This is a genomic window from Bartonella grahamii subsp. shimonis, from assembly GCF_036327415.1.
GTDB classification, from domain to species: domain Bacteria; phylum Pseudomonadota; class Alphaproteobacteria; order Rhizobiales; family Rhizobiaceae; genus Bartonella; species Bartonella shimonis.
On the sequence record NZ_CP123961.1, the window covers coordinates 812,630 to 824,205 of the forward strand.

General features: G+C 38.2%; 15 protein-coding genes and 3 pseudogenes. 8 read left to right on the top strand and 10 right to left on the bottom strand.

Annotation, left to right across the window (positions count from 1 at the left end):
- The first annotated feature begins 203 nt into the window (after window positions 1-203).
- A pseudogene (locus QHG57_RS03520) lies at window positions 204-1,360 on the top strand (tyrosine-type recombinase/integrase).
- A 272-nt stretch (window positions 1,361-1,632) separates the two neighbouring features.
- Window positions 1,633-2,163 carry an antA/AntB antirepressor family protein gene (locus QHG57_RS03525; RefSeq protein ID WP_330169476.1) on the top strand — a complete coding sequence of 177 codons (531 nt, stop codon included), beginning with the start codon at window positions 1,633-1,635 and terminating at the stop codon, window positions 2,161-2,163.
- A 112-nt stretch (window positions 2,164-2,275) separates the two neighbouring features.
- On the opposite strand, the gene QHG57_RS03530 is transcribed toward QHG57_RS03525, so the two are convergent.
- From QHG57_RS03530 to bgtA, 4 genes are all read right to left on the bottom strand, one after another.
- Window positions 2,276-4,318 carry an ATP-binding protein gene (locus QHG57_RS03530; RefSeq protein ID WP_330169477.1) on the bottom strand — a complete coding sequence of 681 codons (2,043 nt, stop codon included), beginning with the start codon at window positions 4,316-4,318 and terminating at the stop codon, window positions 2,276-2,278.
- Window positions 4,319-4,525: 207 nt separating this feature from the next.
- Window positions 4,526-4,711 carry a hypothetical protein gene (locus QHG57_RS03535; protein WP_330169573.1) on the bottom strand — a complete coding sequence of 62 codons (186 nt, stop codon included), beginning with the start codon at window positions 4,709-4,711 and terminating at the stop codon, window positions 4,526-4,528.
- 157 nt (window positions 4,712-4,868) lie between these two features.
- Window positions 4,869-5,096, bottom strand: coding sequence for a hypothetical protein (locus QHG57_RS03545; RefSeq protein WP_330169479.1), 228 nt, complete (start codon window positions 5,094-5,096; stop codon window positions 4,869-4,871).
- Window positions 5,093-5,755 (bottom strand): gene transfer agent endolysin BgtA, encoded by a 663-nt coding sequence (gene bgtA / locus QHG57_RS03550; protein ID WP_330168524.1) that lies wholly within the window; start codon window positions 5,753-5,755, stop codon window positions 5,093-5,095. The genes QHG57_RS03545 and bgtA overlap by 4 nt, the downstream gene beginning before the upstream one ends.
- Window positions 5,756-5,914: 159 nt before the next feature.
- Here bgtA and QHG57_RS03555 point away from each other — a divergent pair, with 159 nt between their 5' ends.
- From QHG57_RS03555 to QHG57_RS03570, 4 genes are read left to right on the top strand one after another with little or no spacing between them, the layout of a single operon-like run.
- On the top strand, window positions 5,915-6,217 hold the full coding sequence (locus QHG57_RS03555; RefSeq protein WP_330169574.1) for a type II toxin-antitoxin system RelE/ParE family toxin: 303 nt from the start codon (window positions 5,915-5,917) through the stop codon (window positions 6,215-6,217).
- Window positions 6,204-6,524 carry an addiction module antidote protein gene (locus QHG57_RS03560; protein WP_317993626.1) on the top strand — a complete coding sequence of 107 codons (321 nt, stop codon included), beginning with the start codon at window positions 6,204-6,206 and terminating at the stop codon, window positions 6,522-6,524. The genes QHG57_RS03555 and QHG57_RS03560 overlap by 14 nt, the downstream gene beginning before the upstream one ends.
- A gap of 45 nt (window positions 6,525-6,569) precedes the next feature.
- The gene (locus tag QHG57_RS03565; RefSeq protein WP_015857128.1) at window positions 6,570-6,893 is read left to right on the top strand and encodes a type II toxin-antitoxin system RelE/ParE family toxin; all 324 of its coding nucleotides are present in this window, start codon (window positions 6,570-6,572) and stop codon (window positions 6,891-6,893) included.
- A gap of 12 nt (window positions 6,894-6,905) precedes the next feature.
- On the top strand, window positions 6,906-7,217 hold the full coding sequence (locus QHG57_RS03570) for a helix-turn-helix domain-containing transcriptional regulator (protein ID WP_330168525.1): 312 nt from the start codon (window positions 6,906-6,908) through the stop codon (window positions 7,215-7,217).
- Between the two features lie 45 nt (window positions 7,218-7,262).
- Here QHG57_RS03570 and QHG57_RS03575 read toward each other — a convergent pair whose 3' ends face one another.
- Together QHG57_RS03575 and QHG57_RS03580 are read right to left on the bottom strand one after the other, a co-directional pair.
- Window positions 7,263-7,541, bottom strand: coding sequence for a hypothetical protein (locus tag QHG57_RS03575; protein ID WP_330169480.1), 279 nt, complete (start codon window positions 7,539-7,541; stop codon window positions 7,263-7,265).
- Window positions 7,538-8,293 (bottom strand): antA/AntB antirepressor family protein, encoded by a 756-nt coding sequence (locus QHG57_RS03580; protein WP_330169481.1) that lies wholly within the window; start codon window positions 8,291-8,293, stop codon window positions 7,538-7,540. The genes QHG57_RS03575 and QHG57_RS03580 overlap by 4 nt, the downstream gene beginning before the upstream one ends.
- A 298-nt stretch (window positions 8,294-8,591) precedes the next feature.
- Between QHG57_RS03580 and QHG57_RS03585 the strand changes: the two genes are divergently transcribed.
- On the top strand, window positions 8,592-8,870 hold the full coding sequence (locus QHG57_RS03585; RefSeq protein WP_330169482.1) for a hypothetical protein: 279 nt from the start codon (window positions 8,592-8,594) through the stop codon (window positions 8,868-8,870).
- A 45-nt stretch (window positions 8,871-8,915) separates the two neighbouring features.
- Here QHG57_RS03585 and QHG57_RS03590 read toward each other — a convergent pair whose 3' ends face one another.
- Complete coding sequence (locus QHG57_RS03590) at window positions 8,916-9,245, bottom strand: HigA family addiction module antitoxin (protein ID WP_330169483.1); 330 nt, start codon at window positions 9,243-9,245, stop codon at window positions 8,916-8,918.
- A gap of 33 nt (window positions 9,246-9,278) precedes the next feature.
- Window positions 9,279-9,554: a type II toxin-antitoxin system RelE/ParE family toxin gene (locus QHG57_RS03595; protein ID WP_208435033.1), complete on the bottom strand. Its 276-nt coding sequence runs from the start codon at window positions 9,552-9,554 to the stop codon at window positions 9,279-9,281.
- Between the two features lie 110 nt (window positions 9,555-9,664).
- Here QHG57_RS03595 and QHG57_RS03600 point away from each other — a divergent pair, with 110 nt between their 5' ends.
- Window positions 9,665-9,844, top strand: coding sequence for a hypothetical protein (locus QHG57_RS03600; protein WP_330169484.1), 180 nt, complete (start codon window positions 9,665-9,667; stop codon window positions 9,842-9,844).
- On the opposite strand, the pseudogene QHG57_RS03605 reads toward QHG57_RS03600, so the two are convergent.
- Both QHG57_RS03605 and QHG57_RS09755 read right to left on the bottom strand, forming a co-directional pair.
- Window positions 9,825-9,998: pseudogene (locus QHG57_RS03605) on the bottom strand (phage tail protein); the annotation flags it as partial. The gene QHG57_RS03600 and the pseudogene QHG57_RS03605 sit on opposite strands and share 20 nt — an antisense overlap.
- A 183-nt stretch (window positions 9,999-10,181) precedes the next feature.
- Window positions 10,182-11,566 (bottom strand): annotated as a pseudogene (locus tag QHG57_RS09755) (Bgr_08870 family protein).
- Between the last annotated feature and the right edge of the window lie 10 nt (window positions 11,567-11,576).

Consider the following 11,576-nt stretch of genomic DNA (forward strand, 5'->3'; position numbering starts at 1 on the left):
GCTGCAAGCAGGGGCTTAGCAACAAGAATCAATTTGTATCAAGATGTGTAAGAGCATATTGATGTCTATAATCTTTTATGTTCCAATAAAAGAATTAAGAATTAAAGAAAAAATCTCAAATCAGAAATTAAAGTTGGTCTAAAAGGTGGACCAAAAAAGGTGGACGAGCAATGCTTGAAAAGGTGGACGAGAGGGGACGTTAAGTGAGGGCTATTCATCGGTTATCAGCATTACTTGTAAAGTCCTCTCCACAAGGAAAATATTGTGACGGGGCAGGGCTAGGGTTAAATGTTCGAAAAGACAATATCCGCTCTTGGTTTTTTCGCTATACGCACCACAATAAGCGCCGTGAAATGGGGCTTGGTCCTGTTACGAAACTCTCTTTAAAAGAGGCGCGCGAGCTTGCAAGATACTATAGTGATATTCTCAAAGAAGGCAATGATCCTATTGTCTTTCGAGAACAGACCGTCTTAAAACAGCAAAGCAATATGTTTAAAGAAATTGCGCAGGCAGCTTTTGAAAGCAAAAAAGCAGAGTTGAAAAATGAAGGTAAAAACGGCCGCTGGTTTTCTCCACTAGAGTTGCACGTGATTCCACACATAGGTAATTTACCTATAGAAAAATTAACAGTCAATATCATTCGCAATGTTCTCGCATCCCTTTGGCATGAAAAAGCAGACACAGCGCGAAAAGCACTTAACCGTATCAATATTTGTTTGAAATATGCAGCGGCTCTTGGTTTAGATGTTGATCTACAGGCTTGTATGAAGGCACGCGCGCTTTTAGGAAAACCACGTGCGACATCAACAAGTATTCCTGCTATGCCATGGCAAGAAGTGCCGGTTTTTTTCAGAGCTTGGATGATAAGATCCTTTCCAATTTAGCACTAAAGCTCCTTATTTTGACGGGAGCACGATCATATCCATTGCGATATTTGCGTCTTGAACAAATAGATAAAAATATATGGACAATACCAAAAGAAAATATGAAGGGTATTGTGGGAAAAGTTTCAGATTTTCGCGTGCCATTAAGTCATGAAGCTTTGAGAGTTATTGAAAAAACTCTCCCCTTTGAAAAGAATGGTTTTTTATTTGCTGGTCTTAGAGGCAACCCCATTTCTGATGCCACCATGGCAAAATATATGACAGTTTGTGGTTTGACTTATCGTCCCCATGGTTTTCGTTCAAGCTTACGGGATTGGATAGCAGAGACAACGTCAACACCGTTTGAGATTGCCGAAACTGTTCTTGCGCATTCCGTTGGGAGTTCAGTGACAAAAGCTTATATGCGAACGGATTTTTTAGAACAGCGACATGTTCTTTTAGAGCAGTGGGCGTCTTTTATATCAGGAAAGGCTTGACATTATTTATGTAATGTGTATTTTCGAATCAGGTGCCTAAGAAACACCTTAAAACAACTAGCGGATTGGTTGCCGAAATAACTCGTTTTCCGCAATTTAAAAGCTTTGACTCATTGTATGCTACATGCATATAATGGATATTGTCGGGTGTGGTTATGCCATATAATACCCTTTCGGGGGAAAGCATAACGACGGGCTAGTTGCCGTGTTTCTTAGAGCCCGGCACTCTTTTAGAGTGTCATTAAGAAACCTCTAACAACTAGGAGTTCATTATGAACACTCTCATAGAAATTAAAGAACTAACAATTGATCAGGAAATTGTTCAAACGGTCAATGCACGTGAATTGCATACGTTTTTGGCAATAGGAAAACGTTTTGCTACTTGGATTACGAACCGCATTAATCAGTATGAATTTGAAGAGGGAAAAGACTATATTTTAACGCTTCCCAAAATTGGGAAACGTAAAAATGTTATCAGCAAAGAATATCACCTCACCTTAGACATGGCGAAAGAACTTTCCATGGTTGAACGTAACGAGAAAGGACGTCAAGCACGCCGTTATTTTATTGAGTGTGAAAAGAAACTGAGAAACCAAGCTGTTGATTATGATAATGATACACGCTTTGATTTGCCAAGCTATTGGGAAGGTATGAACGCTGGCGAAAAAGTTTTATATCTTTTAGGTCCTATTCATATGCGTCTTCTTGATGCCTTCAGAGTAGATGAAGAGAACAGAAAATACAAAGCTCTCATTAAAGAAGCAAAACAGGTTTTAGAAAAATCTGTTATGAAAGCCGCTTAGTTTAAAACACGATTCATCTCCCCGTTTCAAAAACGGGGAGGGGATAAAGCTTTCAGTTTTTGGTTAGCCACTGTTTTAAATGTGCGAAGATATTGTCTATCGCATCTAAAAATTAAACCTTTAATCTAGAAATAAATGCTTCATTCCTTAATTTTGCATCCTGCAATAAATCATTCCATTCTATTATTTCAACGGATCCTCGAAAATCACCTTGTAGAAGAGTAGTTCTCCCTCGCCCATTAGCTGTTTTCTGCCATGTCGACGTTTGCGTTTTAAGTTCACCTTCTATATCGGCAATAATATAACAATAAAAAACACACTGCTCTGAAATCTTTATTTTCTTATTATCAAATGTCTTTATACTTTTTCCTTTAAGTTCATTAAGGTATATGTTTATTTGTTCCATGGGGGTGTAACCCGTTTTATATGTTTTCTGACCTGGTCTTTTAAACTCCACCAACATTAACTTGTCCAGATCTGCATCAAGACGACCTTCAAGTCCTAGAGCATGCAATTTATCATAACATAATAAATCAGGACGAATTCTTTTTGTACTATTCTTCGCGATTTTTTTGATAGACACATCCGAAGCGAAGTATTTTGTAAATGTTAATCGCTCATCAATAATCCATAAATCATGCGTTAAATTTTCCTGAGATTCAGGATCATCGCCCCGAACACGCATTGGACAAATAAGTTCATGCAATGTTTTCTCTAGATGCGGGACTTCTTGACCATTAACATTTTTCTTAACCTCTATTATTAATTCTCCTAAAATATCAAGTATAACTTTACGACGTATAACATACTCTGCTAACTGTCTTGTTTCTTCATCTTTAACTTCTTTTGCAAGTTCAGAAATTTTTTGGGAAAAGCTGTATGTATTAGTATTCCCTTTAGTAATTTCACGGTATATGTTTTCAATTCTCAAATTTTGCTTTTTTTCTCTTCGAAGCTTATGAATAGCCAGTGTCTTAACAAAGTCTTCTGTATCCTTTGCAGATTTAGGAAGTTTTTCTAATAGTTTTTCATAACTATCAAAACAATAGGAAGGATGTGTTCTACAAAATTCTTTTAATTTATTTAAACGTTTTTCTTCGTATTCTTCATTTTCTGGAGCAAGAACGCTATCTACAATATTGTTAGCAACGGAACGTAAAATATTTTTCAATATTTTATTCTTAAAAGAAAAATGCGTTCTTTCTTGATTAACTCTATCATCTAAATACTGACCACTTATGCAACCATGATACACTAGCCCTTGGTCTCCAAATTTTCCGAAACCAATAAGGTTATCGATGCTTTCAGTAGTCACAGTACGATCATGTGCGAAAAGATGTAGATAGTGGTTCTTCCCTTTAAAGTTAAGGTTAGCATCCGCCATACAAATAAAATTACGAATTTTTAATAAACCAAAATCTGCGGTTTCAAGTGTAATCTCTCCCCTATTTTCTACTAAATATTTTTTAACTTTCTGCGCTAAATTGACAGACATCTGATCATCACGAAAAGTTATTTGAGGAAGTTGTTCTAAAATTAAATCTGAAAAAAAATGTGCCCCAATATGATCGATAATTGCTTCAGTTTCGCGTGGAAAATGTTTTTGGTACGCTACATCTCTTAAACCGGTAAAAATAATTTCTGTTCCGGTTACTTCTTGATTAATAAGAGGTATTTTTGAATGATCAAGAATCTGATTTTCCTCTTCCAAACAAAATGTAAAGCTTCTCTGGTAAAGCTGATCTTCTTCAAGGAATATACTTTTAACTCGTATTTTCTTAAAGGCATCCAACCATAGCAGCCGCCCAACTCCTTTTCCTTCTTTTTCTAATTTAAAATTAGTATCTACAGTGCAAAAAGCTTGAAAGTGCTCATCATCCAATCCTACACCATTGTCTTTAACTATAACTTCAAGTGTTTCATTTTTATCTATATCTTTGATTTCTATATCTATGTTACCCGCGCTTTTGTAATCTTCTTGCTTAGAATCTTCAAGCGCGTGAATAGCGTTGCTTACCGCTTCAAAAACAGGCTGCAAAGCTTCCATTTCAGTGGACGGTTTAGGAAAACGACGAACTCTTCCAGCAAGATTTTCTTTCATAGAAAACTTTTCAGTTTTATTCTTTTCTTGTTTTTGAACTGCGACGTTTTCCATAATTATTCCCACCTTTTTAGCCGATAATATTACGAAATATACCTATTAAACGCACGTATATTAACAATTTGTTATTATTATAGAACAAATTTTTAATTCTTTGAAATCCACTGTTTTAAATGTGTAAAGCTATTATTGATAGCCTCCATGAGACGAGCAAAATTAAGGATCCATTTTCTAAAGAGTTTCGCGCGTCTCAGAGTATGTTTAGAGTCGGATATTTGGTTTTTGTGTAAAAATACTTACTAATGCATCCATAATACGTGAAAAATCAAGTGCTAATAAGAGTATAATGAGTACAATCCATTTCGTATAACGCGACATCACTTTTACACTTTTATAGGTCATGATGATTTCTTGAAGGATTTCTTTTTCTGCTTCTGTAAGCTCTATATCGTCTTGTGTTTTTTTCTAGCCATGTTTCCACCCACACAAGCGTTGACCCTGCTTGTTATGCTTTAAGATCTCTCTTGCTAAATTGGAACTGATGGCGTTCAGATCTTTCTTGTCTAAATAAATTGGCAACCAGCCAACACAAGAAGAAACATATTTATTTGTCGCGCAACCAGTCAGAGAGAGCAGCCTGCACATCAGCATCACTTTTTTGATTAACTTCACTTTCCACCTCCAGACGTGTTGTGGCTGCTTTTAAAGCTTTTTCTGTTTGCTTTTGCTGTTCACTCTTTTTACCAAGAGTAAATGCTCTTGCTAATGCAATAAAAAAAGCGGCTAAAGCCGCACCTGTTATCATCAGATTTCTTTTCACCCATAAGATCATAGACGATGCTCCTGAAAGCGTTTAGCAACAAAGAAAATACCAGCACATGCGGCTAAAAGCATAATAGTCGCCAATGCCCATTGGATTGGTCCATTTCCTGCTAACAAACCACCAAGACCTGAAAAAGAGCCAATAATCGGTGCAAGGGCTTCTGCTTTGAAAACCCCCGTTGGTGCTTGCGTTTCGACTGTTTGATAATTGGAGGAAACATAAGCCCCTTTTGCCCATAAGCCTGTTTCTGCCGCACGTCGGTGTGCTAGACCTTGCAAACGCCTCCCGCCTGCTTTGGTCCATTTCTGTAGCTCTGCAGGGACAGCTTCATATTCACCTTGATTAAGCTTTTTTAACAGTGTCGAATTACAAAAGGCTCCTGTTCCTACATTATAGCAAAAAGATACTAACGCCGCGAATTGTTCATCCGTTAATGAAACTGTAACAGCGCGTTCAACGGCATTTTCAAATTGTCTTAAATCTTGGCAAAGAAGTTCTTCTGCTTGCTTTTCAGTGATTGTCATGCCTTTGTGAACAAAAGGTTTTCCAGCACTGTTTGTATGTCCATAGCCTATTGTCCACACCCCAATGGCATCTTTGTAGGCGTTCAAACGCAAACCTTCCCATTGTTTGATAAGTGCTAGTCCTTCTGATGATATTTTTCGCATATGTTGCTCCATAAAAAAAGCCCCGCAAAAAGCAGAGCTGGATTAAAAAATTGACATCTTTCCCATTCGAAAAGATAGCTTGTTAAAACTTATGTAGCTTTTTCATTGGAACAAAATAATGTATTTGACATTATCAACTTTGTAGCATATAAACTACAGATGTTTATTGTTAAAAAAACACTATATTTTACAGAGTGGTTAGACTCATTAAAAGACAAACAAGCGCAAAAGAAGGTTGCTGCACGTATTTTCCGCCTTGAATATGGGCTTCTAGGAGACGTGAAATATTTTCGTGGTATTGGTGAATTAAAGATAAATTATGGACCAGGCTATAGGATTTATTTTGTAAAACAAGGGCAAGAGATTATCTTATTACTGAATGCTGGTGATAAATCTACACAACAAAAGGATATCGAAAAAGCCCTTCAATTAGTAAAGGAAATAAAACATGGAAATTACTAAATTTGATGTAAGTGAATATTTTAACACGCCTGAAGACTTTAAGATTTTATTAGATGATGCTTTAGAAACTAAAAATAGTGGTTATATTGCACATGTATTAGGTATCATTGCACGTAAACAGGGAATGACAGCTGTTTCCCAAGAGACAGGTTTAAATCGCGAATCTCTTTATCGTTCTTTAAGTGATAAAGGTGACCCACGACTTTCTACTTTTCTCAGTGTTTTGAGTGCTTTAAATTTGCAGATTAGTTTAGCGCCTATCCAAAATAATTGTAAGGAACAAGCGGCTTTAGAAGAAGCATCTTGACCTTCTCCCTCTTGACAAATATTCGTTTATAAACGAATATACGTCATGTTTGAAATACGTCACTACCTTACTTCTGATGGCAAAGACTTGATAGCTGATTGGCTGCGAAAGCTCCGTGATATGCAGGCTAAAACTGCAATTATTCGCCGCCTTAATCGTTTAGAGCAGGGAAACTTTGGCGATTTCAAGCCGCTTCGTGAGGGTGTTCATGAATTGCGTATTAATGTTGGTCCTGGCTACCGAGTTTATTATGTCCAATCTGGAAAGACCGTATTGTTGCTATTATGCGGTGGCAGCAAAAAAACACAAGAGACTGATATCACTCGTGCATGTGCTTGCTGGCGTGATTGGCAAAACCGTGAAGATTAAAGGAGTGCAAAAATGAAAGACCGTAACCATGATGATGCAATGGCAGAAATATTCCGTGATGACCCTGAGTTGGCAGCGGCTACCCTTGATGCAATCCTAGCAGATGGTGATCAGGGTGAACTGCTTGTAACTCTACGCCAAATGGCCAAAGCTTATGGTGGTGTTCAAGCTGTAGCCAAAGCAGCCAACCTGAATCCAACACAACTTTACCGTACACTTTCAGAAAAAGGTAATCCAGAGTTCCGCAGCTTGAATGCTTTATTGCGTACCATGGGGTTTCGTTTGGCTGTACAGCCTCTTGAACGACCAGTTTCACACGTGTAACTTTAGTGTCCACTCCCCACCTTTAAAGATGGGGAAGGGAGATACTTAAGCAACCTTTTTAATAGGGCTCTCCAAAGTAGGAGCATAAGCTTGCAATAACGGATTCATGCTATGTGGTAGTTCTGAATCTCCAAAATCTGTTAGAACTGTTAAGATTTTAAGTATATTAGGCACCTCATCTTGAAGTTTTAAAATCAAAGCTTTTTCTATGACACTCATAGTGTCAACCAGAGCGGTACAATCTTTGTCACTCATATTTTCATGTCTAGAAAATTGAGATAATGCTATCCACAAATCACATAAAAAGTCGGCACTGCTATTCATTGTACACCTCCATGGATTTGTTCTCTTAAACATGCCAAACCTCTGGAGGTAATTTTTGTTGAAGGCAGCACCTTTTCTGTTCCGTCCGGTCTTTGAATAGTAATAGCAGGGCAATCCATAAAGCCTTTCTTTATTTTATCTTGATAAGGTAACAGAGGCGCTCCTGGAGCACGTCGATACACCCAATCATGTTTTCGCAAGTAATCCGTTAAATCTTTTGGTCGTACTTCAAGCATTTTTGCTGCTTCTATCAAACCAAACAAACCATCAGAGCGTTTTAAACCATCAAGTGCTTCTGCTTTTGGTGCTAATTCAGCAATAACATGATCTTTCTGCTCTATTTGGCTTTGTAAGTGATTTAAGACACCAAGTAAGGCTTCGGGTTTAGAGTAGTCAACTTGTGGTGTTGCTATCTGTGGGGTTGCTACTTGTTTCAAAAGCCGTTCACATTTGATAAAGTATAAACGCGCTTCTCTACCTTTCTTATTATTCTCAAGCATAGAAAGTTCTTTAGCTACGCTTAAAGTTAGATGATAATCTTTAGAGGGACGACCTCCTTGGAGGTTTTCCCCAAAGTTGGTGAAAACTAAATAATCCTGATTTTCTAATAAATTATATTTGTTGATGCGATATTTAATCCAAGTAGAGAAATCTTTACCTACTTCTAAAAACGCATGCAAATCACGAGCGTTAACAGTTTGAACAGTTTCCTGATCAATAACCTGTTCTCTAATTTCTATAAGAGTATTCATAATGAATTCCTTATGGTTAGACGTTTGTTAATGACACTCAAAAAGAGTGCCGGGCGCTAACAAACACGGCCATAAGTCCGTCGTTACACTTTCCCCGCAAGGGTATTGTATAGCGTAACCACACCCGACAGATATTATTATACGCATGTAGCATATAATGAGTCAAAGTCTTTAATGTATAGAAGACTGATTATTTCGGCAACCAATCCGCTTATGGTTCTAAGGTGTTTGTTAGGCACCTGATTCGATTATTCATATTGTCGCTACATTGTCAAGTGGCAATGTAATGTTTTTATAAATGAATACCAGTATAGACTTTTTATGTGATTTGTGGGTGGCATTGTTTCAATTTTCTGATCGTGATGATGTTGAAGATAAAGCTTTTAATGCTCTGATTGAAACCATGGATGCAATAGAAAAAGCTTTGATTTTAAAACTTCAAGATGAATCGCCAAATGCACTCAGGATTCTAGCAATGATTACAAATTTTGGAACTTTAAGGCCACCTCCGATTATAGAGTCTTTGTTGCGAGCCTATGCTCCTACTTTGGAGTGCCCTGTTGCAAAAGTAGCTTAAGTTAAAGACACGATTTATCTCCTCGTCTTTTAGGCGGGGAGGTGGTTAATGGCTCTGTTCCATTTGTATATCCACTTTTTTATTAACTTCTAGTGTTGGAATAGAAGAGACATCAATGTCTCTTAAGGCATGCCATGTATCATAATTGGCTTGAAGCTGTAGCCAGAGAGCTGGTCCATTTCCTAACAATTTACCAATGCGAGCCGCTGTTACGGCTGTGACTGGACGTTCTCCTTTAAGGATGCCGTGCAAGTGCTGGCGTGATATTTGAAGAATCCGAGCAATTTCGGTTTTGCTTACATTTAAATGTTCTAAGGATTCGGCTAAAATTTCTCCTGGATGAGAAGGACAACGATTAGGATTGCGTGTAGTCATGGATAGTTTCCTTTACAATTAATCTTAAAACCTTCAATGGTATTGCTCTAGATCAACATGGTAAACGTGTCTGTCTTTAAATTCAAAAGTGATACACCAAGGACCGTTGATATGAATTGTGTAGCGAGTTGGAGTAAAGCCTTTAAGCATATGAAAATTATAACCTGGTACATTGATATCACTAACTTGAGAAGCTGCGTCAAGAGTATCAAGACGGCGAATAATACGCTGTTGAAGCCTGCTATCAATCTTACTTTTTCCTGTTTCCCAGAGAGATTGTAGGTCTTTATTTTTAAATGTTTTGATCATAGCAAACTCAACAACTTTATTTTAAGTAAAATGTAATGTATTAAGTGACAATTGTCAACAAAAATGTTACAGTTAAATATTGTTAATGGAATACTGTAGAACTATAAGAAATGAATATCAAACCACTTCGCACTGAAAGAGATTATCAAGAAGCTTTAGAAATTGTGTCTGCAATGTTTGACAATCAACCTAAAGAGAATACTCCAGAATTTGATAGAATGAAAACTCTTGTTTTGTTAATTGAAGCTTATGAAACAGAACATTATCCTATTTCTCCACCTCATGCGTAAAGAGAAGAACAGGCTCGTTGAGGGGATAGATCTCTGCATCCGCATCAGGGGCTGTAACAACCGCCCCAATGGCGGTTTGATCAAATGTTGCTAAAGGACGGGAATCCTCACCAGCCTCTACAATGCGAATACCATGATTAAATTCTATTGCCATTTTGCTCTCCAAATCAATGGAGAGACAATAACAAGCATCACCATGCTCCATAAGCCTGACACTGTCAGTCAAAAAAAGCCCTTTAAAAGAGCTTTGAAAGAGCGATAAAAAGACTTTAAAAACATATAAAGCCTGCTTATAGAACAGCTATCCATTTGACTTGCGCTCTCTTTGGTTTTGTATTCATTCTTTCCATAATCTTATAAAAACAGCACCATCAGCCCCAGCACCACTTGAACAATCAGTCCCATGAGAACCTGCTCCACCACCCCCAAAGCCACGCCCCGCTTTTCCTGAACTATATGAGCCTTGTCCCGTTCCTCCAGAGCCCCCCCTTGATGTATCACCCCCAGCATCACCGCCATTACCGCTTGTTTTTCCATTGTTTCCACTCGTTCCAGCACAACCATTTCCACCTTTAGCAAGTCCTGGATGTTCGTTTGTTGCTAAACCAAAATTTCCTCCCACGCCTCCAGCACCACCAGAGCCTGAATAGAAGGAAGTCGTACTCCCAGTAATCGAGTGAGAGATACGGGCGTCAGCTCCCCCACCACCTTTTCCTCCTGTAGCGGTAATAAAATTCTTTCCAACAACTGTTGTTCCTCCAGGCTTACCGCTTACAAAATTCTTTGCAATAGAAGCCCCTCCTTTACCAATGATGATATCCTCGTGACCGTTTAAACTGACTTTATAGCCATACCAGACGGAACAACCACCACCACCTCCTCCTCCTCTCCTAATCCTATCCCAAACGCTCTACCACCACTACCCCCACCACCCCAAGCTTGGATCTCAACTTTAGTTTTATCAGTGACCCAGACGGGCCACTGAATTTTCCCATCCTGTGTATAGAGCAATTCAGCATCAGCAAGGGCCGGCCAATTGGTGATTTTATCAGTCAAATCTTTTTTAAGATTCTTTATTTGTGCCAGTATAGCTGCATCCACTTGTGATTTGGTATAAACAATATCACCATCGACTTTAAGCGGTCCTTTCAACATGCTGCCACTTGTGCTTAGACTGCTAACGACTTTGTTGTTATGGATAAGATTAAACGACGAATTACCTAACAGTTCCAAATCACCACCCATAGTGACTTTACTGGTAAATTTGTTATAACTTTGCCATTCATTGGGGCTGGCTAAACGACCATAGCTTGTGAGATCTTCATTGATCTTAGCTCTAAAATCATCAAGCCCCACAATATCTTCGGTTTTATGTTGGTGTGCGCCTAATAGGGAGATAGCACTGCCAAAGGTGAAGTTATTATTGCTTGATTTATAGAGAACATAATTGTTGGCGGCGTCCTTAGCGCCCTCGATATCGCTTAAATCGGCAAAAGTGAAGGTTTTATCGGCTGCCATTTTGGACTTAAGGGCTGCTTCAAGATCTGCAACATCACTTATTGTATGCATGTGTTTTGAAGGTGCTTTTCCCTCTACCTTTTCCTCAACCGTTATAAGAGCTTGATCAAGTTTATTGAGATTATCGCGCAAGATTGGAAATTCAGAACTGATAAAGCGTCCTTCTTTAGGCAATTCCATGTCGAGTTTTTTGGTTTTTGTCATCTCTCATTTT

Bases quoted from the DNA above. Each gene is read 5' to 3' on its own strand.
- QHG57_RS03525 (WP_330169476.1), top strand. From the start codon at position 1,633: ATGAACACTCTCATAGAAATTAAAGAACTAACAATTGATCAGGAAATT.
- QHG57_RS03530 (WP_330169477.1), bottom strand. From the start codon at position 4,318: ATGGAAAACGTCGCAGTTCAAAAACAAGAAAAGAATAAAACTGAAAAG.
- QHG57_RS03545 (WP_330169479.1), bottom strand. From the start codon at position 5,096: ATGATCTTATGGGTGAAAAGAAATCTGATGATAACAGGTGCGGCTTTA.
- bgtA (WP_330168524.1), bottom strand. From the start codon at position 5,755: ATGCGAAAAATATCATCAGAAGGACTAGCACTTATCAAACAATGGGAA.
- QHG57_RS03555 (WP_330169574.1), top strand. From the start codon at position 5,915: ATGTTTATTGTTAAAAAAACACTATATTTTACAGAGTGGTTAGACTCA.
- QHG57_RS03560 (WP_317993626.1), top strand. From the start codon at position 6,204: ATGGAAATTACTAAATTTGATGTAAGTGAATATTTTAACACGCCTGAA.
- QHG57_RS03565 (WP_015857128.1), top strand. From the start codon at position 6,570: ATGTTTGAAATACGTCACTACCTTACTTCTGATGGCAAAGACTTGATA.
- QHG57_RS03570 (WP_330168525.1), top strand. From the start codon at position 6,906: ATGAAAGACCGTAACCATGATGATGCAATGGCAGAAATATTCCGTGAT.
- QHG57_RS03575 (WP_330169480.1), bottom strand. From the start codon at position 7,541: ATGAATAGCAGTGCCGACTTTTTATGTGATTTGTGGATAGCATTATCT.
- QHG57_RS03580 (WP_330169481.1), bottom strand. From the start codon at position 8,293: ATGAATACTCTTATAGAAATTAGAGAACAGGTTATTGATCAGGAAACT.
- QHG57_RS03585 (WP_330169482.1), top strand. From the start codon at position 8,592: ATGAATACCAGTATAGACTTTTTATGTGATTTGTGGGTGGCATTGTTT.
- QHG57_RS03590 (WP_330169483.1), bottom strand. From the start codon at position 9,245: ATGACTACACGCAATCCTAATCGTTGTCCTTCTCATCCAGGAGAAATT.
- QHG57_RS03595 (WP_208435033.1), bottom strand. From the start codon at position 9,554: ATGATCAAAACATTTAAAAATAAAGACCTACAATCTCTCTGGGAAACA.
- QHG57_RS03600 (WP_330169484.1), top strand. From the start codon at position 9,665: ATGAATATCAAACCACTTCGCACTGAAAGAGATTATCAAGAAGCTTTA.